The organism is Bradyrhizobium sp. SPXBL-02, assembly GCF_051853065.1.
In the GTDB taxonomy this organism is placed as follows: Bacteria; Pseudomonadota; Alphaproteobacteria; order Rhizobiales; family Xanthobacteraceae; genus Bradyrhizobium.
The window spans coordinates 4,824,029-4,844,247 of record NZ_CP182474.1 but is presented as its reverse complement, the minus strand read 5'-3'; the positions used below and the strand labels follow the sequence as shown (position 1 = coordinate 4,844,247).

At 64.7% G+C, this 20,219-nt stretch carries 25 protein-coding genes; 18 read left to right on the top strand and 7 right to left on the bottom strand.

Annotated features, from left to right (window positions below):
* Positions 1-160 precede the first annotated feature (160 nt).
* On the top strand, positions 161-550 hold the full coding sequence (locus ACNJYD_RS22840; protein WP_439363361.1) for a hypothetical protein: 390 nt from the start codon (positions 161-163) through the stop codon (positions 548-550).
* Between the two features lie 4 nt (positions 551-554).
* Here the strand turns inward: ACNJYD_RS22840 and ACNJYD_RS22835 are convergent, their stop codons facing one another.
* Together ACNJYD_RS22835 and ACNJYD_RS22830 are read right to left on the bottom strand one after the other, a co-directional pair.
* Positions 555-1,256 carry a hypothetical protein gene (locus ACNJYD_RS22835; RefSeq protein ID WP_439363360.1) on the bottom strand — a complete coding sequence of 234 codons (702 nt, stop codon included), beginning with the start codon at positions 1,254-1,256 and terminating at the stop codon, positions 555-557.
* Between the two features lie 125 nt (positions 1,257-1,381).
* Positions 1,382-2,578, bottom strand: a complete 1,197-nt coding sequence (locus tag ACNJYD_RS22830) for an amidohydrolase family protein (RefSeq protein WP_172786255.1) — start codon at positions 2,576-2,578, stop codon at positions 1,382-1,384.
* A 157-nt stretch (positions 2,579-2,735) separates the two neighbouring features.
* Between ACNJYD_RS22830 and ACNJYD_RS22825 the strand changes: the two genes are divergently transcribed.
* The 7 genes from ACNJYD_RS22825 to ACNJYD_RS22795 all read left to right on the top strand — a co-directional run bounded on the left by ACNJYD_RS22825 (position 2,736) and on the right by ACNJYD_RS22795 (position 6,503).
* Complete coding sequence (locus tag ACNJYD_RS22825; protein WP_172786256.1) at positions 2,736-3,509, top strand: ferredoxin--NADP reductase; 774 nt, start codon at positions 2,736-2,738, stop codon at positions 3,507-3,509.
* A 190-nt stretch (positions 3,510-3,699) separates the two neighbouring features.
* Positions 3,700-4,023 (top strand): hypothetical protein, encoded by a 324-nt coding sequence (locus ACNJYD_RS22820; protein ID WP_172786257.1) that lies wholly within the window; start codon positions 3,700-3,702, stop codon positions 4,021-4,023.
* 97 nt (positions 4,024-4,120) lie between these two features.
* Positions 4,121-5,392: a cytochrome P450 gene (locus tag ACNJYD_RS22815; RefSeq protein WP_439363359.1), complete on the top strand. Its 1,272-nt coding sequence runs from the start codon at positions 4,121-4,123 to the stop codon at positions 5,390-5,392.
* Positions 5,393-5,539: 147 nt separating this feature from the next.
* A complete protein-coding gene (locus ACNJYD_RS22810; RefSeq protein ID WP_212257611.1) occupies positions 5,540-5,725 on the top strand; it encodes a hypothetical protein in 186 nt (61 codons plus the stop codon).
* A gap of 10 nt (positions 5,726-5,735) precedes the next feature.
* Positions 5,736-5,936, top strand: coding sequence for a hypothetical protein (locus ACNJYD_RS22805; protein WP_124158690.1), 201 nt, complete (start codon positions 5,736-5,738; stop codon positions 5,934-5,936).
* Between the two features lie 15 nt (positions 5,937-5,951).
* The gene (locus ACNJYD_RS22800) at positions 5,952-6,215 is read left to right on the top strand and encodes a hypothetical protein (protein ID WP_439363358.1); all 264 of its coding nucleotides are present in this window, start codon (positions 5,952-5,954) and stop codon (positions 6,213-6,215) included.
* A 45-nt stretch (positions 6,216-6,260) separates the two neighbouring features.
* Entirely contained in the window at positions 6,261-6,503 is a 243-nt protein-coding gene (locus ACNJYD_RS22795) for a hypothetical protein (RefSeq protein ID WP_172786261.1), read from the top strand.
* Between the two features lie 36 nt (positions 6,504-6,539).
* Here ACNJYD_RS22795 and ACNJYD_RS22790 read toward each other — a convergent pair whose 3' ends face one another.
* Positions 6,540-7,790 (bottom strand): DUF763 domain-containing protein, encoded by a 1,251-nt coding sequence (locus ACNJYD_RS22790; RefSeq protein WP_439363357.1) that lies wholly within the window; start codon positions 7,788-7,790, stop codon positions 6,540-6,542.
* Between the two features lie 126 nt (positions 7,791-7,916).
* On the opposite strand from ACNJYD_RS22790, the gene ACNJYD_RS22785 reads away from it, so the two are divergent.
* Positions 7,917-9,053: a mechanosensitive ion channel family protein gene (locus tag ACNJYD_RS22785; protein WP_439363356.1), complete on the top strand. Its 1,137-nt coding sequence runs from the start codon at positions 7,917-7,919 to the stop codon at positions 9,051-9,053.
* 33 nt (positions 9,054-9,086) lie between these two features.
* On the opposite strand, the gene ACNJYD_RS22780 is transcribed toward ACNJYD_RS22785, so the two are convergent.
* Entirely contained in the window at positions 9,087-10,064 is a 978-nt protein-coding gene (locus ACNJYD_RS22780; protein ID WP_439363355.1) for a tripartite tricarboxylate transporter substrate binding protein, read from the bottom strand.
* Between the two features lie 113 nt (positions 10,065-10,177).
* On the opposite strand from ACNJYD_RS22780, the gene ACNJYD_RS22775 reads away from it, so the two are divergent.
* The 6 genes from ACNJYD_RS22775 (at position 10,178) to ACNJYD_RS22750 (ending at position 15,088) form a co-directional block, all read left to right on the top strand.
* Positions 10,178-10,888: a TetR/AcrR family transcriptional regulator gene (locus ACNJYD_RS22775; protein ID WP_439363354.1), complete on the top strand. Its 711-nt coding sequence runs from the start codon at positions 10,178-10,180 to the stop codon at positions 10,886-10,888.
* A 31-nt stretch (positions 10,889-10,919) separates the two neighbouring features.
* Entirely contained in the window at positions 10,920-11,804 is an 885-nt protein-coding gene (locus tag ACNJYD_RS22770) for an amidohydrolase family protein (protein ID WP_439363353.1), read from the top strand.
* 73 nt (positions 11,805-11,877) lie between these two features.
* Positions 11,878-12,591 (top strand): PIG-L deacetylase family protein, encoded by a 714-nt coding sequence (locus ACNJYD_RS22765; protein ID WP_439363352.1) that lies wholly within the window; start codon positions 11,878-11,880, stop codon positions 12,589-12,591.
* Positions 12,588-13,271, top strand: coding sequence for a 4-carboxy-4-hydroxy-2-oxoadipate aldolase/oxaloacetate decarboxylase (locus tag ACNJYD_RS22760; RefSeq protein ID WP_439363351.1), 684 nt, complete (start codon positions 12,588-12,590; stop codon positions 13,269-13,271). Before ACNJYD_RS22765 ends, ACNJYD_RS22760 begins: the two co-directional genes overlap by 4 nt.
* Positions 13,272-13,295: 24 nt before the next feature.
* Positions 13,296-14,165: a hypothetical protein gene (locus ACNJYD_RS22755; RefSeq protein WP_439363350.1), complete on the top strand. Its 870-nt coding sequence runs from the start codon at positions 13,296-13,298 to the stop codon at positions 14,163-14,165.
* Complete coding sequence (locus ACNJYD_RS22750; protein WP_439363349.1) at positions 14,165-15,088, top strand: DUF1932 domain-containing protein; 924 nt, start codon at positions 14,165-14,167, stop codon at positions 15,086-15,088. Before ACNJYD_RS22755 ends, ACNJYD_RS22750 begins: the two co-directional genes overlap by 1 nt.
* Here the strand turns inward: ACNJYD_RS22750 and ACNJYD_RS22745 are convergent, their stop codons facing one another.
* On the bottom strand, positions 15,089-15,343 hold the full coding sequence (locus tag ACNJYD_RS22745) for a hypothetical protein (RefSeq protein ID WP_439363348.1): 255 nt from the start codon (positions 15,341-15,343) through the stop codon (positions 15,089-15,091).
* A gap of 449 nt (positions 15,344-15,792) precedes the next feature.
* Positions 15,793-17,034: an amidohydrolase family protein gene (locus ACNJYD_RS22740; RefSeq protein WP_439363347.1), complete on the bottom strand. Its 1,242-nt coding sequence runs from the start codon at positions 17,032-17,034 to the stop codon at positions 15,793-15,795.
* Between the two features lie 148 nt (positions 17,035-17,182).
* On the opposite strand from ACNJYD_RS22740, the gene ACNJYD_RS22735 reads away from it, so the two are divergent.
* Positions 17,183-17,599, top strand: a complete 417-nt coding sequence (locus ACNJYD_RS22735) for a nuclear transport factor 2 family protein (protein ID WP_439363346.1) — start codon at positions 17,183-17,185, stop codon at positions 17,597-17,599.
* Here the strand turns inward: ACNJYD_RS22735 and ACNJYD_RS22730 are convergent.
* Entirely contained in the window at positions 17,596-18,354 is a 759-nt protein-coding gene (locus ACNJYD_RS22730; protein WP_172786273.1) for a GntR family transcriptional regulator, read from the bottom strand. The two genes, ACNJYD_RS22735 and ACNJYD_RS22730, sit on opposite strands and share 4 nt — an antisense overlap.
* 193 nt (positions 18,355-18,547) lie before the next feature.
* Here ACNJYD_RS22730 and ACNJYD_RS22725 point away from each other — a divergent pair, with 193 nt between their 5' ends.
* Both ACNJYD_RS22725 and ACNJYD_RS22720 read left to right on the top strand, forming a co-directional pair.
* A complete protein-coding gene (locus tag ACNJYD_RS22725) occupies positions 18,548-19,405 on the top strand; it encodes an ABC transporter ATP-binding protein (protein ID WP_439363345.1) in 858 nt (285 codons plus the stop codon).
* On the top strand, positions 19,405-20,181 hold the full coding sequence (locus ACNJYD_RS22720; protein WP_225171320.1) for an ABC transporter permease: 777 nt from the start codon (positions 19,405-19,407) through the stop codon (positions 20,179-20,181). Before ACNJYD_RS22725 ends, ACNJYD_RS22720 begins: the two co-directional genes overlap by 1 nt.
* Positions 20,182-20,219: the final 38 nt, after the last annotated feature.

Sequence of the window (20,219 nt, the reverse complement as noted above, 5' to 3'; positions counted from 1 at the left end):
AGTGCCGTAGGCTGGGCAAAGCGAAGCGTGCCCACCATCCTTTCTCGAATCGCAAAAATCGTGGGCGCGGCGCTTCGCGCCTTTGCCCACCCTACGGCAGTTGAACAAGGTGCCGGAACTGGCGACTAACCTCGATGAAGGATTTATCGAGGTTTTGGTCATGAGAGTTGCGAGGCGCTTTGCGGTTGTCTTGAGTCTTGGTGCCGCGCTCGCCGGCCAATGCGCTCCTGCCCTTGCCGCGGAGCCTTACGAAGGCTTCTGGGCCTCGACCAAAAAGGACTGTCGCAACGAGGATAGCCCCAACCGCATGAGCATCGAGGGCGGCAATCGCCTCTACTGGTACGAGACGCGGTGCCGCGCCAGCGAGATCACGGCCGACGGAAGCCTCGGTTGGAAAATGAAGCTCGCCTGCGAAGGCGAGGGCGAAAAATTTCGCTCCAACCCTCGCGTCTCCATCGCTGCGGACGGCAGGCTGGTGATGGACAATGGTCCAGTTGGGCAGGCCAAGCGCCAGACCTATGTGCGCTGTGAGATCGCAAAGAAGCGCTGATCTCTTACGTCTTTCCCGGCCATTTGGCGCGGTAGCGGATCTCGCTGCCGTCACCAAGCCGCCGCCACGTTCCGAATTCCGGCGTATGCGGCGCCCGGGCCGTCAAATCGATCGGATAGATCCGGCTCGGCTGGCCCTGGATGTTGACGGCGAGCTGCCGGTACGAGGTCCGAAACGCCAGCTCGACTTCGCCGGCGATAACGGCCTGATCGCCGTCGCGATAGAACGCGGCCGGGCTGACTTCGCCCGGCATGGTGTTGAGGTCGGTCTGCAGTTCGATGGTGATGCCCTGCGCTGATGTCGGCACCGTGACCCCCGCCGGAAAGCGGACCTCGAACACGAGCAGGGGATTGGCGCCGTTGCGGTTGAGCCAGGGCGTGGCGGTCGCGTAAGCGTAGGCGATGTAGGCGCCGATGCCGGCGGTGCAGAGCAGGGCGACGATGCCGAGCGACTTCAAGCTGTTCCGCGCGACGCCACCGATGCCTGCGTCCTGCCCTGTATCTTTGCCCGAACGCGTCACGAGCCAATTGGCGAGGACCGCGCCGGCGATTGCACCCATGGGTGAGTAGACGAACAGTCCCAGCAGACCCGATGCGATCGGGTCCGCCCGGTTGCCGACACCGAGCAGGGAGAACAGCACGAAGATCGCGATATAGCCCGCCACCGCGCCAGCAGCGCCGGCGGCTATCCGTGATGAGTTCTTCATGTCTCCCTCGATGGTCAAACAATGAACTGCCGCCGCCGAGGGCTGCCTGCGTTAGACGCAACAGGCTTGCGACTTGTTCAATGCCTTCGAGGGACGATGCGGAGCGGCGGGCCGCTCCGGCTGCGTCACTTCGCTACCACCTCCGGCACCTTGCCGGCCGGCGGCGTGTTGCGGCTGCGCTGGGTGCGCACGATGCCGTCGATGATGGTCATGCCGATGCCGGGGAGGTCGCCGAGCTGCACGCTCTCCAGGATGTTCTTGCCCGGCGAGTGCTGCGCCTTGTCCATGATGACGAAGTCGGCGGAGCGGCCGACCTCGATCAGGCCGCAGTCGAGCTGCCGCATCCGGGCGGTGTTGCCGGTGGCAAGGCAGAACGCGATCTCGGCCGGGAGGTCGCCGAGCGAGGACAGCATCGAGACCATGCGCAGGATGCCGAGCGGCTGCACGCCGGAGCCGGCGGGCGCGTCGGTGCCGAGGATGACGCGGTGCAGGTCGCCCATCTCGCGCGCGGTGCGCAGCGTGAACAGGGCCGAGCGCTCGTTGCCGTTGTGCACGAGCTCGAGGCCGCGCTTGCAGCCCTCGCAGATGCAGCGGATCTGGTCGTCGGGCAGGGCGGTGTGGCCGCCGTTGATGTGGCCGACCACGTCGGTATCGGCCTCCAGCACCACGTCCTTGTCGATCAGGCCGGAGCCGGGGATCGACGGGCCGCCGGTGTGGATGGTGCTCTGGATGCCGTATTTGCGCGCCCAGCCGACCATCTTGCGCGCGGTCGGGCCGTCCTTGACGCCGCCGAGGCCGACCTCGCCGAGCAGCTTGACGCCGTTGGCGGCCATCTCCTTGAAGTCTTCTTCCACCATCTCGCATTCGATCACCGGCGCGCCGGCGTGAACCTTCACGCCGCCGGGCCGCAGGGTCCAGAACGCGCGCTGGGCGAACACGGCCATCGCCTTGAGTCCGACGACGTCGCGGGGCCGGCCGGGCATGTGGACTTCGCCGGCGGAGATCATGGTGGTGACGCCGCCGTGGAGGTAGCTGTCGATCCAGTTGATCTGGTTCTGGCGCGGCGTCCAGTCACCGGCGACAGGGTGGACGTGGCTGTCGATCAGACCCGGCGCCACCGTGGTGCCGTTGGCGTCGACGATGGTGGTGGCGCCTTCGATGTCGACGTCCTTGAAGCGGCCGATCGCGGTGATCTTGCCGTTCTCGGCGACGATGGTGTCGCCGTCCAGGATCGGCTTTTCCAAAGCGCCGGACAGGATCAGGCCGATATTCCGGATCACCAGCTTCGAGGGTCCGGTGGCCTGGGGTGCGTCATGCGCCATGGAAGGGGCTCCTTATTCGTAACTGCAACGCTTCCGATCTTGGGCAGCCTTGACCGCGGGATCAAGCCGGATTATTCATTAGTATACGAATGATCGTGTACAAACGACGCATAGCTGCCGGCCTCGGAACCGCAATTGACGCGACAGGGAAGGTGAGATGAGCAATTTCAATCAGGAAAGCGTTTTGAGCGTCCACCACTGGACCGACACGCTGTTCTCCTTCAAGACCACCCGCAGCCCGACCTTCCGCTTCCGTAACGGCGAATTCACCATGATTGGGCTCAAGGTCGGCGAGAAGCCGCTGCTGCGGGCCTACAGCGTTGCCAGCGCTAATTACGAGGACACGCTGGAGTTCTTCTCGATCAAGGTGCCTGATGGACCGCTGACCTCGCGGCTCCAGCATTTGAAGGAAGGCGACGAGATCATCGTCAGCCGCAAGGCCACCGGCACGCTGGTGATCGACAATCTGGAAGAGGGCCGCAACCTCTACCTGATCGGCACCGGCACCGGCCTTGCGCCGTTCCTGAGCGTGATCAAGGACCCCGAGACCTACGAGCGGTTCGAGAAGGTGGTGCTGCTGCACGGCTGCCGGCACGTCAAGGAGCTCGCCTATGGCGAGATGATCACCGAGCACCTGCCGAAGGACGAGCTGCTCGGCGAGTACATCCAGAACCAGCTGATCTACTACCCGACCGTGACCCGCGATCCCTTCCGCAACCGCGGCCGCATCACCGACCTCATCACCTCGGGCAAGCTCTTCGCCGACATCGGCCTGCCGGCACTGGAAGCCGCCCATGATCGCGTCATGATCTGCGGCAGCCCGGCGCTGGTGGCGGACACCCGCGTCCTCTTGGGCGAGCGCGGCTTCGTCGAGGGCAATCACGGCGAGCCGGCCCAATTCGTGGTCGAGAAGGCGTTCGCCGAGCGTTAAAGCGTTTTCGAGCGAAGTGGATACCGGTTCGCGTCAAGAAAACGCGTCCAAATAAGAACCTAGAGCCCCGTTCCGGGGCTCTAGGCCCGGAATTTCTGCGCGAGAAGATCGCATTTTCGCCACCGCCGGGGCGTTGCGGCGCCGATTCGGCGCACGATACTATGTGGGACCGAATCAGCGGAGTTCCCACATGGTTGCGGACAGCGACAGCAATATCGCCTGGCACCGGGTTCAGTTGAAGAAGAACCGCGCCGAGTTGAAGGCGCTGGAGACCGCGCGCTTCACGATGGGCGAGATCGCCACCTCGAAGCGCAATGGCCAGACGCAGAAGACGATCACGGAACTCAAGCGCAAGATCGCGCAGTCGGAGCGGGTGATCGCCGATCACGACAAGCGCACGCGCCGTCCCCTCGCAACGGACCTGCAGAGCCTCAGCAATGGCAGCTGGAGCCATTGGGACGCCTACACCCAACAGCAGCGCAAGAGCGGCCAGCGCTCCTCTGGGCGCGGATAGAGCTCTCCACGCCTGCGGCCGACGCGCAGACGCGCCCTTGCGCCGGCCGCGCCGTGCACCATCTCGGTGATACGCCACCAATCGCTCCGGTGATCCCATGACAGCGCGCCTCGATTTCACCAGCGAGGCCTTCTTTCGCGATCCGCCCAAGGCGATCGCGAACTTGCGCATGTCAGGCCCTGTGGTCGCGACGCGGTTTCCTCTCGTCGGCAATGTCTGGATCACCACGACCCATGACGCCACCGCGCAGGTGCTGAAGGACGGCGCAACCTTCACGTTGCGCAAGGACGATGGCGACGTCGCGGGCTTGCGCTGGTGGATGCCGAGGTTCGTCAGGACTATCGCCAACAGCATGCTGACGATGGACGAGCCGGATCACACGCGGCTGCGCAGCATAGTGGACGAGGCGTTTCGCCGCCGCGCGATCGTCGCGATGGAGCCGCGCATCCGGGCCATCGCCGACGGTCTGGCCGACGAGCTGTTCGCGGAGGAATGCCCGGCCGATCTGGTCCAGCGCTATGCGCGCATCCTGCCGCTCGCGGTGATCTCGGAGCTGCTCGGCCTGCCGCTGGCAGATCGTCCAAAGTTCATCGCCTGGGCCAATGCGATGTCCTCGCTGACGAACGCCGTCAGCTTCTTGTCCCTGCTGTTCGCGTTCCGCAAGATGCGCGCCTACCTCGAGCAGCAGTTGCAGACCGCGCGCGTGCAGGGCGGCGAGGGCCTGATTGCCGAGCTGATTCAGGTCGAGCGCGAAGGCGGTCAGATCACGCCGGATGAAATGGTTTCGATGGTGTTTCTGCTGCTCGCCGCGGGATCGGAAACCACCACCCATCTCATCAGCGGTTCCGTCTACGAGCTGCTCAGGAATCCCGAGCTGCGCGACTGGCTGGAACAGGACTGGAGCCGTGTCGGGCTCGCGGTCGAGGAGTTCCTGCGCTTCGTCTCGCCGGTGCAATTCTCCAAGCCGCGCTATGTGCGGCGCGATGTCGAGATCGAAGGCGTGCGCCTGAAGAAGGGCGATCGCGTCATGGTGATGCTTGCCGCTGCGAACATGGATCCCACGGTTCATGATCGTCCCGAGACCCTCGATCTCGAACGCAAGCCGAACCGCCATATCTCCTTCGGCACGGGAATCCACTTCTGCCTCGGCCATCAGCTTGCGCGCATCGAGGCGGCCTGCGCGCTGCAGGCGCTGTTCGTGCGCTGGCCGAAATTGAGTCTGGCCGTCGATTCCGCCGAGGTCCGCTGGCGCAAGCGGCCGGGCCTGCGCGCGATCGCGAAGCTTCCTGTCACGCCAGAGGGCCGCGGAACAGAGACGACGTCACGCACGGGAACGAGAGACGATCGTTCCCTCACCGCGGCGAACTGACGTCGGCAACGCCCTTTCGGAAAATCTTTGCCGGATGTGAACGATCAGGAACGGTGTGCCGATCGTGCTGTTGTTATCCCGACATGACGCGGAGGAGAGTTCCTTGAGCGCATGTCGCAGATCGACGTCTTAACGGGAGACAAGATCATGGCCAGCAAGATGCCACCTGTTCCACCGGACAATCAGAGCCACAAGGGAACTGGAGATCGCAAGCAAACGCCCGCCGATCAGGTCCCGCACGGTCAGCAACGTGCGCAGAATCCGGATCAGCAGGGACAGCAGGGCAACATCAAGCAGAACACGACCAATCAAGGCTATCAGCAAGATCGCTGAGGAGGCGACATTGTCGACATCCACGAAGACACCGAACAGCATTCGTCAGGGCGGACCCGGCGCCTCGCACGAGAACGCGAAGGCACCGCTTGAGGTGAAGAAACCGCCGGCGGATGATCCGCAGCGCAGCCACAGCCGGGTTTCCGGCGGCGGTGGCGAGCACGATTCCCATCACAGGCACGACGAGGCCGGAAAGGGCGGAGGTAGGTGACGATTGGAGATCAATATGCAGGGCAAGAAGACACACGAACAGCAGGTGCGCATCCTCGAGCGGAAGCCCGATGTTCCGGATGCGCGAGAGCTCGAGCAGGCCGCCGGCCATAACCCGCAAGACACGCGCGTCCATCGTGCCAACCCGGAGGTGCGTCACAGCGAGTTTCCGGTGAGCCGCGGCGGCCTCAACCAGGAAAGCGATCACAACAAGCACAACGATCCCGGCCAGAGCGGCCACAAGCCGCCCAAGCCGACGACGGCACAACAGAAGCACTAATCTTCGCAAGACGACTGCAAGAGATCACTGCAAGAGGAGAGACTGATGCCAGGTGGCCACGGCAGCAAGACGCATTTCAGATCGGGCATGCATGGCAAGGGCGACGGCACCGGCGCGTTGACCGACGTGCCGAAGGAGATGATCGGCGACAACATGGTCCTGTCCAACCGAGACAAGAAACAGCATTCGGACATCCGCGGCATGGACAGCAAGGCCATTCAGACCGAGCAGTATCAGGATCACGCGGCCAACCGGCTCGAACGGGAGCCAGACGCCGACGAGACCTGAGAGGGGCGTTCCCCCCGCCAACTTGCGGACCGGCGTTCAGCCGGTCCGCTTTTTTGTAGACGCAAGATCGCGCTCCCAGCCGAACACCGAGCGGCCATCGAGATCCGGTGAGGCCGCACGCTCACCGGCGATCAAAGCCGCGACCGAGGGGCCGCGCGCGGTCCGCTCCAGCCGCCGCGCCTGGTCGTCGAGGCGCTTGATCGCCTGCATCTCCTCCTCGCGTCCGAGCTTCGCGTTCTGGATCGCGCCTTTCAGCACCCGGATGGTCTCGTCATAGACCTTGATCGGAACGGGGTAGGGATGCCGGTCCTTGCCGCCATGGGCGAGCGAGAAACGCGCGGGGTCGGTGAAACGATAGGGCGCGCCGTGCACGACCTCTGCGACCATCGCCAGCGAGCGCACGGTGCGCGCGCCGACGCCCGGCGTCAGCAGCAGTTCCGGAAAATCCGCCGGGCCGCGCTCGGCCGCCGCGGCCAGCGTACCGTGCAGGCGGCGCGCGAACACGTCCTTCGGCTGCACATCATGATGTGCCGGCATGATCAGATGCGGCAGCATGCCTTGCGCCGGTGTGGACGCGGTCCCCGCGAGCCGTTCGAATTCGGAGACGATGCGATCCGGACCGAGATCGGAGAGCAGCTCGAGCTGCGCCGTCCGAGACATATCGGCGCGATGATCGGTGAGATTGACGATCTCTCCCTGCTGCGGCCCGTCGATTGCGCTATGCGGCGTATCGACAAAGCTCTTCAGTGCCTCGGAATGCCAGTGATAGCGCCGCGCCTGCCGCTTGTCGCCGTTCATGCCCTGCTGCACCACCGTCCATTTGCCCTCAGTGGTGACGAAGAAGCCGTGCAGGTAAAGGTCAAAGCCGTCCTGGACCGCGGCACTGTCGACCTTGGCCACCAGACGGCTGGCACGCGTCAGCTCGATGCCGTCGAATCCGACGCGCTCGCCGAGTTGCAACAGCTCGTCCGGCGTCTTGCGCGAATGCTGACCGCGGCCGCCGCAGACGTAAATCCCGAGCTCGTCCTGGAGCGGTCCGAGCCCGCGCTTCAGCGCGCCGATCACCGAGGTGGTGATGCCGGAGGAGTGCCAGTCCATCCCCATCACGGCGCCAAACGACTGGAACCAGAATGGATGCGACAGCCGCTGCAGAAACGCGTCGCGGCCGTAATGATGCACGATCGCCTGGGTGACGATCGCCCCCAGGGAGGACATGCGGCTTGCCAGCCAGGGCGGAACCCGCCCGGTGTGAAGAGGAAGATCGGCGCTGCCGGTACGTCGAGTCATGCCGACAAGCCTAGCGCAGCTCAGCGACCGTTGCACCTGCGGGATGCTGCATTGCACGGAGCGGGGGAGCGAAGCCGGCCAGGAGGCGTTGTGCGGGTTGCGTGAATGCAATGATGGGGACAATCCATGGATTGGCAGGCCCTTACGGCCGAGATCGACGCGATGTTCGGCTGGATACCGTCATGGTTCATCGGGCTCAGCCTGGTTGGCGGTGCGATCATTCTGGCCTTGGTGGCCTACCGGATCGCCACGTGGGTGCTCACGCGCGCTTTCGGAACGCGCCTTCCGCTGCTGAGCGTGTTCATCGAGCGGACCGCTGGCCCGGCGCAAATGGCGCTCTGTCTCGTCGCGGTCGCAATGGTGCTGCCGCTGGCGCCGCTGGACGACACGATTCGCAACCCCCTGACGCGGCTGTTCGTGGTGGCCTTCATCGCGTTGATCGGATGGATTTCGATCCGGATCGTCGACATGAGCGCGGCGCGCTACTTGCAGAACTTTCGCGATGTCACCGAGAATTTCGTCGCGCGCAAGCATGTGACGCAGGTGCGCGTGTTCAAGCGCGTCACCGACACCATTATCGTCATCATCACGGTCTCCGCCGCGCTGATGACGTTCGACTCCGTGAAGCAATACGGCGTCAGCCTGTTCGCCTCCGCAGGAGCGGCCGGTATCATCGTCGGTCTTGCCGCGCGCCCGCTGCTGAGCAATCTGATCGCGGGCCTGCAGATCGCGATCACCCAGCCGATCCGCATCGAGGATGCCGTGATCATCGAGAACGAATGGGGCTGGATCGAGGACATCGCCTCGACCTATGTCGTGATCCGGTTGTGGGACTGGCGCCGCATGGTGGTTCCGCTGTCCTATTTCATCGAAAAGCCGTTCCAGAACTGGACGCGCGACACCGCATCCCTCATCGGCGTCGTCGCGCTGCATGTCGACTATCGCGCCGACGTCCCGCGCATCCGGCGCTGGCTGGAGGAGGCGGTGAAGGCGTCAAAGCTGTGGGACGGGGAGGTGGTGAATCTGCAGGTGATCGATGCCGATTCGCGCACCATCGAGCTTCGGGCGCTGGTCAGCGCCAGGAATGCACCGCAATCGTGGGACCTGCGCTGCGAGATCAGGGAAAAGCTCATCGCCTTCATCCGCGACGAGATGCCGGAGGCGCTGCCGCGCGACCGCGCCATCCTGATCCCGTCGGGAAACGAAGACGGCGATTTTCGCGCGCGGCCTCCGGAGAAGATGCGGGCGAGCGCCGCCAGTTGAACAGCGCCGATCTCTTGCCAGGCGCGCCTTGCCTCATTGCGCGCGGATGTTGGCGGCCTTCAGCACGGGCTCCCATTTGGCCGCCTCCGCACGCATATAGGCATCAAACTCCTTGGACGAGGAGCCGACCGGGGTGGCGCCGATCTTGACGAGCGTCGACAGCACGCTCGGATCTTGCAGCGCCGCCTTGAGATCGGTCTCGAGCTTCGCAACGATCTCCGGCGGCATCTTTGCAGGACCAAGCACGCCCCACCAGACCGAGACGTCGTAGCCGGGCACGCCGGCCTCGGCGATCGTCGGCACGTTTGGCAGCGCCTTGGAGCGTTCGGCCGAGGTCACGGCGAGAGCGCGGACCGGGCCGCCTTCGAGCTGGCCGATTGCTTCCGCGAGCGGATTGATGCTGAGCGGGATCTCGCCGGCGATGACGGCCGTCAGCGCCGGTGCGCCGCCCTTGTAGGGGATCGCGACGATCTTGGTGCCGGACATGTGCTTCAATAGCTCGCCGGCGAGATGCGCCGAGGTGCCGTTGCCGGACATGCCATAGGAGAGCTTGTCCGGCTCCTTCTTGGCCGCGGCAAGGAGATCGCCAAGTGTCTTGTAAGGGCTGTCCTTCGCCACCACGATCGCCAGTGGCGAGGAGGCGACCTCGGTGATGGCGGTGAAATCCTTGAACGTGTCGTAGGGCACGCTCGGATAGATGAACTGGTTGAGCGGATGACCGCTGGCGACCAGGATCAGCGTGTAACCGTCAGGCGCGGCTTGCGTCACGGCTTGCGAGGCGACGATGCCGCCCGCGCCGGGACGGTTGTCGATCACCGGCTGCTGCCCCCAGGTCTTGGCCAGCGCCTGGCCCAGCGTGCGCGCGAGCACGTCGACCGCGCCGCCGGCGGCGTAGGGGACCAGAATGTGGACCGGCTTGCTCGGATAATTTTCGGCCTGCGCGGCGCTACCGGCCAGCAGCAAGCCGGCACCCAGCATCAAGCCGCCGATCTTCTCGTTCAAACCCAGCATATGTTCCAGCACTCCTCGAGGGCATTCGCGTCCATCGATGGTCTCCACGCGGTCCTGCCATCACCACGTTCTTGTTGACGAGACCTGATCTTTTGTACGATAGTACAAATCACATGGTACGCAAGCCCACCAGCAAAGAAGCGGCCCGCAAGCCGAACATGCGCGAGGCGATCCTCGCCGCCGCGGAGGAGCTGTTCGCCACCAACGGCTTCAATGCCGTGTCGGTGCGCGACATCGCGCAAGCCGCCGGAGCGAATCCGGGCAGCGTGACCTATCATTTCAAGACCAAGGACGGTTTGCTGCTGGAGATCTACCGGCGCCATTGCGGGCCGATGAACCTGCGCCGCTCCGAGCTGCTCGCGGCCGCAAAGCGCGTGCGCGATCTCCAGGACCGGCTGGAGGCGATCGTGCGCGCCTATGTGGTGCCGGCCTTCACCTCGGGCAGCGATCTCGCCGGCGGCGGGGCGCGCTTCACGCGGCTGCGCGCGGTGATGTCGGCGGAAGGCAACGAGGTCGCGCGAAAGATCATCGCGCAGACCTTCGACGACACCAGCCACGCCTTCATCGACGCGGTCCACGAGAGCCTGCCGCACATTCCGCGCACGGACATCGTCTGGCGCAGCCATTTCCTGCTTGGCGCTCTCTATTATTCGCTGGTGACGCCGGAGCGCGTGTCGCGCCTTTCGCGCGGCGAGGCGGACGGCAGCGATGCCGCGGCCGCCATCGAGCAATTGGTGCAGGCCACCGTCGCCGCGTTCCAGGCGCCGGCGCTGGACCAGGCCGCGCCGGTACGGCGGCGGCCGGTCGTCGGCAGCAAGACGTGAAGCAAGCGGTCTCGCTTCGGCGGTTTACCTGATGACGATGATGTACACGCCGACCATTCCACCGCCCGATCCGAACACGCGCACGCCGAAGTTCAGGCTGCCGAAGCTGTCGTGTGATGCGCATTGCCACATCTTCGGGCCCGGGGCGAAATATCCTTACGCGCCGGAGCGTTCCTACACGCCGCCGGATGCGCCGCTGGAGGATTTTCGCGCGCTGCATGCCAAGCTCGGCGTGGAGCGCGCCGTCATCGTCAATGCCAGCGTGCACGGCACCGACAACAGGGTGGCGCTCGATGCCATCGCTGAGAGCAATGGCGCCTACCGTGCGGTCGCCAACATCGACGATACCATCACCGAGCGCGACCTGCGCGTGCTGCACGAGGGCGGTTTTCGCGGCTGCCGCTTCAATTTCGTCCGCCATCTCGGCGGCGTCCCCGACAAGCGCGTATTCGACCGCATCGTCGCGATGGTCACGCCGTTCGGCTGGCACATCGATCTGCATTTCGATGCGATCGATCTGCCCGAATATGCCGACATGCTGACGAGGCTGCCGCTGAACTACACCATCGACCATATGGGCCGGGTCAAGGCGGCGGACGGGCTCGACCAGCTGCCGTTCAGGATCCTAATCGAGCTGATGCAGCGCGACGAGAAGTGCTGGGTGAAGATCTGCGGTTCGGAGCGGGTCTCCTCGGCCGGTCCGCCGTTCACCGATGCGGTGCCGTTCGCGCGAAAGATCGTCGAGACCGCGCCGGATCGCGTCATCTGGGGCACGGACTGGCCGCATCCCAACGTCAAGGTGATGCCGAATGACGGCGATCTCGTCGATTTGATCCCGCTGTTTGCGCCGGAGCCGGAGCTCCAGACCAAGATTCTGGTCGACAATCCCGCGCGCCTGTTCGAGTTCGAGGCGTGACGCGCCTTCGCGACCGGCACGCTGCGCGGACATGCGCTGTGGCCGCATGCATACGAACGAAAAGGAGTAGCCCATGAAAACAGGCCTCGTCGTCACAGCCCATCCCGGCGATTTCGTCTGGCGCGCCGGCGGCGCCATCGCGCTGCATGCGAAGAAGAGCTATCGGATGAAGATCGTGTGCCTGTCCTTCGGCGAGCGCGGCGAGAGCCAGTTCGCCTGGAAGGAGAAGGGCGCGACGCTGGAATCGGTGAAGGCCGGCCGCAAGGACGAGGCGGAGCGGGCGGCCAGGCTGCTTGGCGCCGAGATCGAGTTCTTCGACTGCGGCGACTATCCGCTGAAGCTGACGGAAGCGCATTTCGACCGGATGGTCGACATCTACCGCGAGCTCAATCCGAGCTTCGTGCTGACGCATGCGCTGGAAGACCCCTACAATTTCGACCATCCGAACGCGGCGCATTTTGCGCAGGAGACCCGCGTGGTCGCGCAGGCCATGGGCCACAAGCCCGGCGCGCAGTACAAATATTCGGCCCCGCCGGTTTTCCTGTTCGAGCCGCATCAGCCCGAGCAGTGCAACTACAAGCCGGACACCATTCTCAAGATCGACGAGGTCTGGAAAGAGAAGTACGAGGCGTTCCAGATCCTCGCCGCGCAAAAACATCTCTGGGGCTATTACGAGCGTGTCGCGCTCAACCGCGGCATCCAGGGTAGCCGTAACACCGGCGTTCCCATGACCTATGGTGAGGCCTATCAGCGCCTGTTTCCGACCGTGGCGGAGGAACTCGCGTGAAGCCGGTCGTCGTTCGCAACATCAAGCGGGCCGATCCCGCCGGTATGGCGGAGTACGGCGTCTCCACCGTGCACGAGGCTTACGGCCGCATCGGCCTGATGAAGCCTTACTTGCGTCCGGTCTGGGCGGGCGCGTCGATCGCCGGTCCCGCAGTCACGGTGCTGGCGCAGCCCGGCGACAACTGGATGATCCATGTCGCCGTCGAGCAGTGCCGGAAGGGCGATATCCTCGTCGTCGGCTGCACCACTGACAATACTGACGGCATGTTCGGCGAATTGCTCGCGACCTCGCTTCAGGCGCGCGGCGTGCAGGGGCTGATCATCGATGTCGGCTGCCGCGACGTCAAAGCGCTGCACGAGATGAAATTCCCGGTGTGGTCGCGCGCGGTTTCGGCCAAGGGCACGGTCAAGGCGACGCTCGGCTCGGTCAATGTCCCCGTGGTCTGCGCCGGCGTCAATGTCGATCCCGGCGACATCGTTGTGGCCGATGATGACGGCGTTGTGGTGGTGCCGAAGCGCTATGCGGCCGAAGTCGCGGAGAAGGCGAAGAAGCGCAACGCGGATGAGGGCGGCAAGCGCAAGCGCCTCGCCGCGGGCGAGCTGGGCCTCGACATGTACAACATGCGCGAGGCCCTGGCGAAAGCGGGCCTCGTCTATGTCGACAATCCCGAGGAAGCCTAAAGGTACAAGAAGCGGAGCGGGCGGATGGATCGTCTCAAGCTGAAAGCCGTGCTCGGCAGCCACCCTCACGTCAAGGCGGTGAAGAGCGGCGAGCTCCGCTCCGACCTGTTCGACCTCGACTTCATCGCGTACACGCCGACCAACACGGCATTCAAGCCGATGGTGCGCGAGCAGGCCTTCGACGTCTGCGAGATGGCGATCGTCACCTATCTGATGGCGAAAGCGCACGGCAAGCCGCTGGTGCTGTTGCCAGCAACCATGCTCGGCCGCTTCCAGCATTCATATGCTCTCTATAATCCGGCGCATGGGACGCTCGGGCCGTCCGATCTCGAAGGCAAGCTCGTCGGTATCCGCTCCTTCACGACCACGACCGGCGCCTGGATCAGGGGCATCCTCGCCAACGACTACGGCGTCAATCTCGACGGGATTCGCTGGGTCACCTTCGAGGATCCGCACGTCGCCGAATATGTCGACACCACTGAGCGCGCACCGAAGGACAAGAAGATCCTGCAGATGCTGCTCGACGGCGAGCTCGATGCCGTCCTCGGCGAGACCTCCGATGACCCCAAGCTGAAGCCGCTGTTTCCCGATCCGGCCGCAGAGGCCGCCAGATGGTATGCGCGGCGCGGTGTGGTCCCGGTCAACCATCTCGTGGTCGTGACCGAGAGCCTCACGAAATCGCGCCCCGACGTGGTCGCGGGCGTTTATGATCTGCTGAAGCGGAGCAAGGCGCAGGCAGGGCCCGCGGCAACGCCCGACCTCGTTCCGTTCGGGATCGAGGCCAACAGGAAACCGCTCGAACTGATCGTCGACTATGCATTCCAGCAGGCGCTGATCCCGCGCCGCTATGCAGTCGATGAGCTCTTCGATGAGACCGCACGAGGACTAAACTGATGGCAGGTGATCCCAGGCGCTGGCAGATCGGGCTGATCGGCTATGGCGAGGTCGGCCGGATTCTGGCCGAGGATTTGCGCCAGCAGGAGATCAAGGTCTCGGCCTACGACATCAAGCTCGGAGGCGAGCAGGGTGTGCCGCTGAAGGAGCATGCGGCGAAATTCGGTGTCGTTCTCGCAACCTCTCACGCGGAGCTGACCGCAAAATCCGATTTCATCATCTCGGCGGTCACGGCGAGCCAGGCCGTTCCGGTGGCAAAGGCCTGCGCCGCGGCGATCAACCAGGGCACCTGGTTTCTCGATTTCAACTCGGCCTCTCCCGGCGCCAAGCGGCGCGCGGCGGCGCTGATCGATGGTGCAGCTGGGCGTTATGTCGAGGGCGCGGTGATGACCTCGGTGCCGCCTTATCGCATCAAGGTGCCGCTCTTGCTCGGCGGGCCCGGCGCCAGAGAGCTCGAGCCGCTTCTGAACGTGATCGGCTTCGCGGCCAAGGTGGCCAGCGACAAGCTCGGCGTGTCCTCGGCCGTCAAAATGTGTCGCAGCATCATGATCAAGGGCCTCGAGGTCATGGTCATCGAGAGTTTTACGACCGCGCGCGCCTATGGTGTCGAGGATGCGGTGCTGGCTTCGCTTGCGGAAACGTTTCCCAGCATCGACTGGGAGAAGCAGGGTGCCTACTGCTTCCAGCGGGTGATCGAGCACGGCCGCCGCCGGGCCGAGGAGGTGCGGGAGGTTGCCGAGACCGTGCGCGAGGCGGGGCTGACGCCGTGGTCGGCGCAAGGCACGGCCGAGCGGCAGGCCTGGATGGCCGATCTCGCCGATGAGGGGCTGTTCGGGTTGAGGGGCAGCAGCGAGTTCGCCCGCAGTGCGGATTGGCGTACCGAGGCGGACCGGATCCTCGCCAGGATCAGTCGGACGAAATAGTCAGCTCAGGACCGGATCGCGGGCTTCGAAGCTCCCGACCTGGTCGCGCGCGCGCTCGATCAGGTCGATCAGATTGCGGGATTTACGGACGAGCTGCTCGGTGGCCGGCTGGGTGCGGAACTCCGCCAGCACGGCGCGAACGCACTTGCTGGCGGCATCGAGCGTCCAGAGCGTACGGTTCACGTCGGCCTGGGTCTGGATAGCCGAGATATCGAGACCCGAGAGAACGTGGCCGATGCCGTCGAGCCGCTTCACCGCCGTATCGGTTGGCGTTCGGGCCTGGACGGAATCATCAATGCTGGTGAATGCGTTGAACAGACTCATACTTCCCCACTGAACGCAGATGGTCAGTGCACGTCCTAGTTATGGCGGGCGTGGCCTGCCTCGCAATGCGTTGGGCTACGGTCCGGGATTCTACCGAACTCGGGTGGGCGCCAACCGGCGGTAAAATAGAACTGTGGGAACGCTCCAACGGCATCGTGATCACCGATTCGGAATGTTCCGCGCGCACACGTGTCCCGGACAAGGTGCGGCACGAAGTGACGCGCCGCCGAGCCGGGACCCAGCTCTTCGTGAATTGCGTTTCGAAACATGGGCCCCGGCTCTGCAGCGCATCACTGAAGGAGTGCTGCGCTGCGTCCGGGGCACGCGACCTATGTCTGAAAAAGGAAAAGGCAGGGCCGGGAGATCGAGCGGGGTCGCTCTCAGCTCTTCGGACTGAACAGGGTCGGCCGCGCCCGCGCAAATGTCTGCCGGCCGCCCTTGAAGCCCATCAGGACGTCAGGCAACTCGGCGATGGCGAATCGGCTGTCCTTCGTATCGAGCACGATCAGATCGGCGGGATTGCCGACCTTGATGCCGTAATCACCGAGGTTCATCAGCCGGGCCGGCAGCTCGGTCACGAGGTCCAGGCACGTGTCGAAGTCGCTGACCGAGGCGTGCGCGACATTGGCGTAGAAGTTCGCCATCCGCAGCAGCGAGGCATCGCCGAACGGCGTGAAGGGGTTGAGCACGTTGTTGGTGGCGACCGAGCAGAGCACGCCATCGCCGGCAAGCTTGTGGGCGAGGGTCAGCCCGCGCGGCGCGTTGTGCGTGGCCTCGCGCCCCATCAGATAGAGATCGGTCGCGGGCAGCACCGTGACCGCAACGCCCGATCTTGCCAGTTGCGCAGTGGCCGCCTTCATCCGCTCCGGCGGCAATGCCGACAGTTTTGTCGCATGGCCGATCGCGACGCGTCCGCCGTAGCTGCGCTGCTCGGTCTGGCGGCAGACCTCGTCGAGATGCCACCAGGAGGGATCGAGGTCGAAGTCGAGATGGAGGTCGACGTCGACGTCGAATTCCTGGGCGAGATCGAAGATGCGCGCGAGATGGGCGTTCGGGTCGGTGTCCATGTAGGGACAGCCGCCGATGACCTCGCCGCCGTCGCGCAGCGCCTGGGCCAGCAGCTCCTCGGCTCCGGGATCGTTGGTCAGGCCTTCCTGCGGGAAGACGCAGAGCTCGAGATCAATCGCCCAGGCGTAATCGCGCTTCAGCGCCTTGACCGCCTCAAAGCCGCGGAGGCCGATGCGCGGGTCGATCTCGACATGCGTGCGCATGCGCGTCGTGCCGTTGACGATGGCGCGTTCGAGCACTCTGGCGCCGCGTGCGTAGACGTCCTCGATTGTGAAGTCCTTCTTCATCCCGGCAACGGCGCGGATCGCCTCCGAGACGCTGCCGTGATCGTGGCCGCAGCGGCCGAGCAGGCAGGCCTTGTCGAGATGGATGTGGGTGTCGACGAAGCCGGGCAGGGCGAGGAGGCCGCCGAGATCGACCTCGGCGGCCTCGCAGGCCAGCTTTGGCGCGACCGCGGCGAAACAGCCGTCCTTCACGCCGATATCGACGGGTGCGGCGGAAGAGCGCAACAGCGCGTTGCGGAAGATCAGGTCGAAGGCGGTTTGGGTGGTCATGGCGTTGGATTCAGCCGGGGCAGCCTAGCGCAAGCCGTTGGAGCGGGCAGCTCCAGATTGTGTGCAAGGCTCGGGTCAGATTGTCCAAAAAATGTGCATGCACTTTGAGGCCCTGATTGTAGAATGGCGGCATCCGGAGAACCCCGCGATGTCCACTCCCGCAAAAGCCGAAAGCCCGATGACTGACGCAGAGATTGTCGAAGCCTATCTCACCGCTTCGATGATACCGGATCCCGACGCCGCTGCGGCCTATATGAAGCCGGGCACGGTGATCACGTTCACCGGCGGTCGAACGTTCGACCATCCGCGCGGGCCGACCGGCTTCAATGCGAAACGCTATCGCTGGGTCAAGAAGAAGATGGACCGGTTCGACGTCTGTCCGGGCCCGGACGAGACCGTCGTCTACAGCGTCGGCACGCTCTATGGCGAGTGGATGGACGGCACGCCGTTCGAGGGCAACCGCTATGTCGATCGCTTCGTGGTGAGGGGTGGGCAGATCGTGAAGATGGACGTCTGGAATGACAGCGCCGAGCGCATCCTCGTCCAGCGCGGGATCGAGGCCTAACTTCTTCGAGCCACCTTCGGCAGCTTGATCACCCGATTGCTCGTCACCTCGTCCGCGTAGGGTGCGAGGATGTCGAGCAGATCGCGGCCGCGCTGCGGAGTGGGGGCGACCAGTGCGCGATTGGCCACGGAATCCAGGTGATGATGCATCAATTCCATCACCTTGGCCGCGTCGCCCTTCGCCAGCGCTGCGATGATGGCGCGGTGCTCGTTGATGGCGCATTCGGTGGAATGCGGCCGGCTGTAGAGTGACAGCGTCAGGCAGCAGCGATAGGCGACCTCGCTGACATAGCGCACCAGGATCGGGCTGTTCGTCATGTGGGCGAGCAGAATGTGGAATTCGGTCGCGAGCCGGATCGACACCGCATCCGTCCCGCCGCGGGCGCGATCCTCGGCATCGACATGGGCGTTCAGCTCGGCGATCTGCGCCTTGGTCAGCTTGCCCGCGAGCTGGCGCACGACGAGGCGTTCGAGCTCGATACGGATGTCGAAGGCATCGCGCGCCTCCTGCCAGCTCGGCGTCGCCACCACCGCGATCCGGTTGCGGCGGAGTTCGACCAGGCCTTCGGCGGCGAGTTGGCCCAGCGCGTGGCGGGCAATGGTGCGGCTGACGCCGAAACGTTCGCCGAGCGCATCTTCCGGCAGCTTGGCGCCGGGCTCCAGCGCCTGCTCGATGATGGCGCGCCGGAGCGCGCGGCAGATCACGCTGACCTTGTCCGACGATTCAGAAGTCTTGCTGCTGGCGCGCGCCGCCATCGGCGAATCCCATAGGAGTGAGATCTCTCTTTAGCACAGGCTCGCGTCTATACAGCGCACTAATTGCATGCAGTTTGGCTCCCGAATTGCCTAAACCGAATCCGGCGGTTTGGCGCGGGTCTCGGCTAGGTCGTTGATTTCGCGGGCCGCGGCCGCTGGCATCCGGTTTGCATGCACTTTGCCTGTGATGCGCATGCAACCCAACGCCCAGTTCGACGGCCAGCCCGTTCCCGAAGGCTCTGCGACGACCGCCATCGAGCTGTCCGAGGCCTCGGTGACCTTCGGGCGCGGCGACCGCGCCGTGCCTGCTTTGTCGAAGACCACGCTCAAGATTGCCGACGGCGAGTTTGTCGCACTGGTCGGCCCGTCCGGATGCGGCAAATCGACCATTTTGCGTCTGGTCAGCGGCCTGGTGCAGCCGACCAGCGGCGTCGTCATCGTCGGCGGCCGCGAGGTCGCGGCGCGGGCGATGCGGGTTGGCATGGCCTTTCAGAACCCGACCATGCTGCCCTGGATGACAATCGAGCGGAACATCATGCTGCCGCTGAAGATCGTCGAGCCGTTCCGCTCGAATTTCCGGAAGCTCCGCAAGACCGAGTTTCGCGACAAGGCCAACGCCCTGCTGGAGCAGGTCGGCCTCAAGGGCTTTGGCAATCGATATCCCTGGCAGCTCTCCGGCGGCATGCTCCAGCGCGCCAATCTCTGCCGCGCGCTGATCCACGAGCCGCGCATGCTGCTGCTCGACGAGCCCTTCGGCGCGCTCGACCAGTTCACCCGCGAGGAGCTGTGGGCGATCCTCCAGAATCTCTGGATGACGCACAAGCCGACGGTGCTGCTGGTCACGCACGATTTGCGCGAGGCCGGCTTCCTTGCCAGCCGCATCTGCGTAATGAGCGCGCGTCCCGGCCGCATCCTCGACGACAGCCGCGTGGAGTTCGCGCGGCCGCGCACCGTGGCGATGACGTTCGAGCCGGATTTCGTCGCGCTGAACCAGAAGCTGCGCGCCTTCATCGAGGATGCGCGCAGCGCGGCCCAGCAGGGAATAGGCTGATGTTCGGGATCGATGTCAGGCAGAAGGCGTGGTCGGCGGGGCTGATCGTGCTGTTCTTCGTCGCCTGGGAGCTGTTCTGCCTGATGACCGGCATGTCCGACCTGGTGCTGCCGCGGCCCTCGCAGGTGTTCGTGACGCTGGTCCAGCGCTTCCCGGTGCTGTGGCCGCACATCGTGCAAACGCTTGCCACCACCATGTTCGGCTTCGTCCTTGGCGTCGCGCTTGGCGTCGCTCTCGGCGCGATCATCGGCGTGTCGAAGACGGCCTACGACACCTGCTATCCGCTGCTGATCGGCTTCTCCTCGATCCCGAAGGTCGCGGTGGTGCCGATCTTCGTGCTGTGGTTCGGCTCCGGCACGGTGCCGGCGGTGCTGACGGCACTGTCGATCTGCTTCTTCCCGATCGTCGTCAATATCGCGACGGGCCTTGCCACCACCGAGCCCGAGCTCGAGGACGTGTTGAAGGCGCTCGGCGCCAGCAAGCTCGACATCCTCTGGAACGTCGGCTTGCCGCGCACCATGCCGTTCTTCTTTGCTTCGCTGAAGGTCGCGATCTCCTATGCCTTCGTCGGCGCGGTGCTGTCGGAGACCGTCGCCTCCAACCGCGGCATCGGCAACGTCATGATGACCGCGTCCTCCAATTTCAACGTGCCGCTGGTGTTTGCCGGCCTGTTCGTGCTCGCCGGCCTCGGCGTCGCGCTCTACGTCGTGTTCTCGCTGATCGAAGGGCAGGTCACCGGCTGGGCCACCCGCAAGAACGACGTGATCGCCACCTGATTTCCTAAACCGTCACGCAACGAAGCTGAGGAGGTCTC

Coding starts and splice junctions, on each gene's coding strand:
- ACNJYD_RS22840 (WP_439363361.1), top strand. CDS start 161: ATGAGAGTTGCGAGGCGCTTTGCGGTTGTCTTGAGTCTTGGTGCCGCG.
- ACNJYD_RS22835 (WP_439363360.1), bottom strand. CDS start 1,256: ATGAAGAACTCATCACGGATAGCCGCCGGCGCTGCTGGCGCGGTGGCG.
- ACNJYD_RS22830 (WP_172786255.1), bottom strand. CDS start 2,578: ATGGCGCATGACGCACCCCAGGCCACCGGACCCTCGAAGCTGGTGATC.
- ACNJYD_RS22825 (WP_172786256.1), top strand. CDS start 2,736: ATGAGCAATTTCAATCAGGAAAGCGTTTTGAGCGTCCACCACTGGACC.
- ACNJYD_RS22820 (WP_172786257.1), top strand. CDS start 3,700: ATGGTTGCGGACAGCGACAGCAATATCGCCTGGCACCGGGTTCAGTTG.
- ACNJYD_RS22815 (WP_439363359.1), top strand. CDS start 4,121: ATGACAGCGCGCCTCGATTTCACCAGCGAGGCCTTCTTTCGCGATCCG.
- ACNJYD_RS22810 (WP_212257611.1), top strand. CDS start 5,540: ATGGCCAGCAAGATGCCACCTGTTCCACCGGACAATCAGAGCCACAAG.
- ACNJYD_RS22800 (WP_439363358.1), top strand. CDS start 5,952: ATGCAGGGCAAGAAGACACACGAACAGCAGGTGCGCATCCTCGAGCGG.
- ACNJYD_RS22795 (WP_172786261.1), top strand. CDS start 6,261: ATGCCAGGTGGCCACGGCAGCAAGACGCATTTCAGATCGGGCATGCAT.
- ACNJYD_RS22790 (WP_439363357.1), bottom strand. CDS start 7,790: ATGACTCGACGTACCGGCAGCGCCGATCTTCCTCTTCACACCGGGCGG.
- ACNJYD_RS22785 (WP_439363356.1), top strand. CDS start 7,917: ATGGATTGGCAGGCCCTTACGGCCGAGATCGACGCGATGTTCGGCTGG.
- ACNJYD_RS22780 (WP_439363355.1), bottom strand. CDS start 10,064: ATGCTGGGTTTGAACGAGAAGATCGGCGGCTTGATGCTGGGTGCCGGC.
- ACNJYD_RS22775 (WP_439363354.1), top strand. CDS start 10,178: ATGGTACGCAAGCCCACCAGCAAAGAAGCGGCCCGCAAGCCGAACATG.
- ACNJYD_RS22770 (WP_439363353.1), top strand. CDS start 10,920: ATGACGATGATGTACACGCCGACCATTCCACCGCCCGATCCGAACACG.
- ACNJYD_RS22765 (WP_439363352.1), top strand. CDS start 11,878: ATGAAAACAGGCCTCGTCGTCACAGCCCATCCCGGCGATTTCGTCTGG.
- ACNJYD_RS22755 (WP_439363350.1), top strand. CDS start 13,296: ATGGATCGTCTCAAGCTGAAAGCCGTGCTCGGCAGCCACCCTCACGTC.
- ACNJYD_RS22750 (WP_439363349.1), top strand. CDS start 14,165: ATGGCAGGTGATCCCAGGCGCTGGCAGATCGGGCTGATCGGCTATGGC.
- ACNJYD_RS22740 (WP_439363347.1), bottom strand. CDS start 17,034: ATGACCACCCAAACCGCCTTCGACCTGATCTTCCGCAACGCGCTGTTG.
- ACNJYD_RS22735 (WP_439363346.1), top strand. CDS start 17,183: ATGTCCACTCCCGCAAAAGCCGAAAGCCCGATGACTGACGCAGAGATT.
- ACNJYD_RS22730 (WP_172786273.1), bottom strand. CDS start 18,354: ATGGCGGCGCGCGCCAGCAGCAAGACTTCTGAATCGTCGGACAAGGTC.
- ACNJYD_RS22725 (WP_439363345.1), top strand. CDS start 18,548: ATGCAACCCAACGCCCAGTTCGACGGCCAGCCCGTTCCCGAAGGCTCT.
- ACNJYD_RS22720 (WP_225171320.1), top strand. CDS start 19,405: ATGTTCGGGATCGATGTCAGGCAGAAGGCGTGGTCGGCGGGGCTGATC.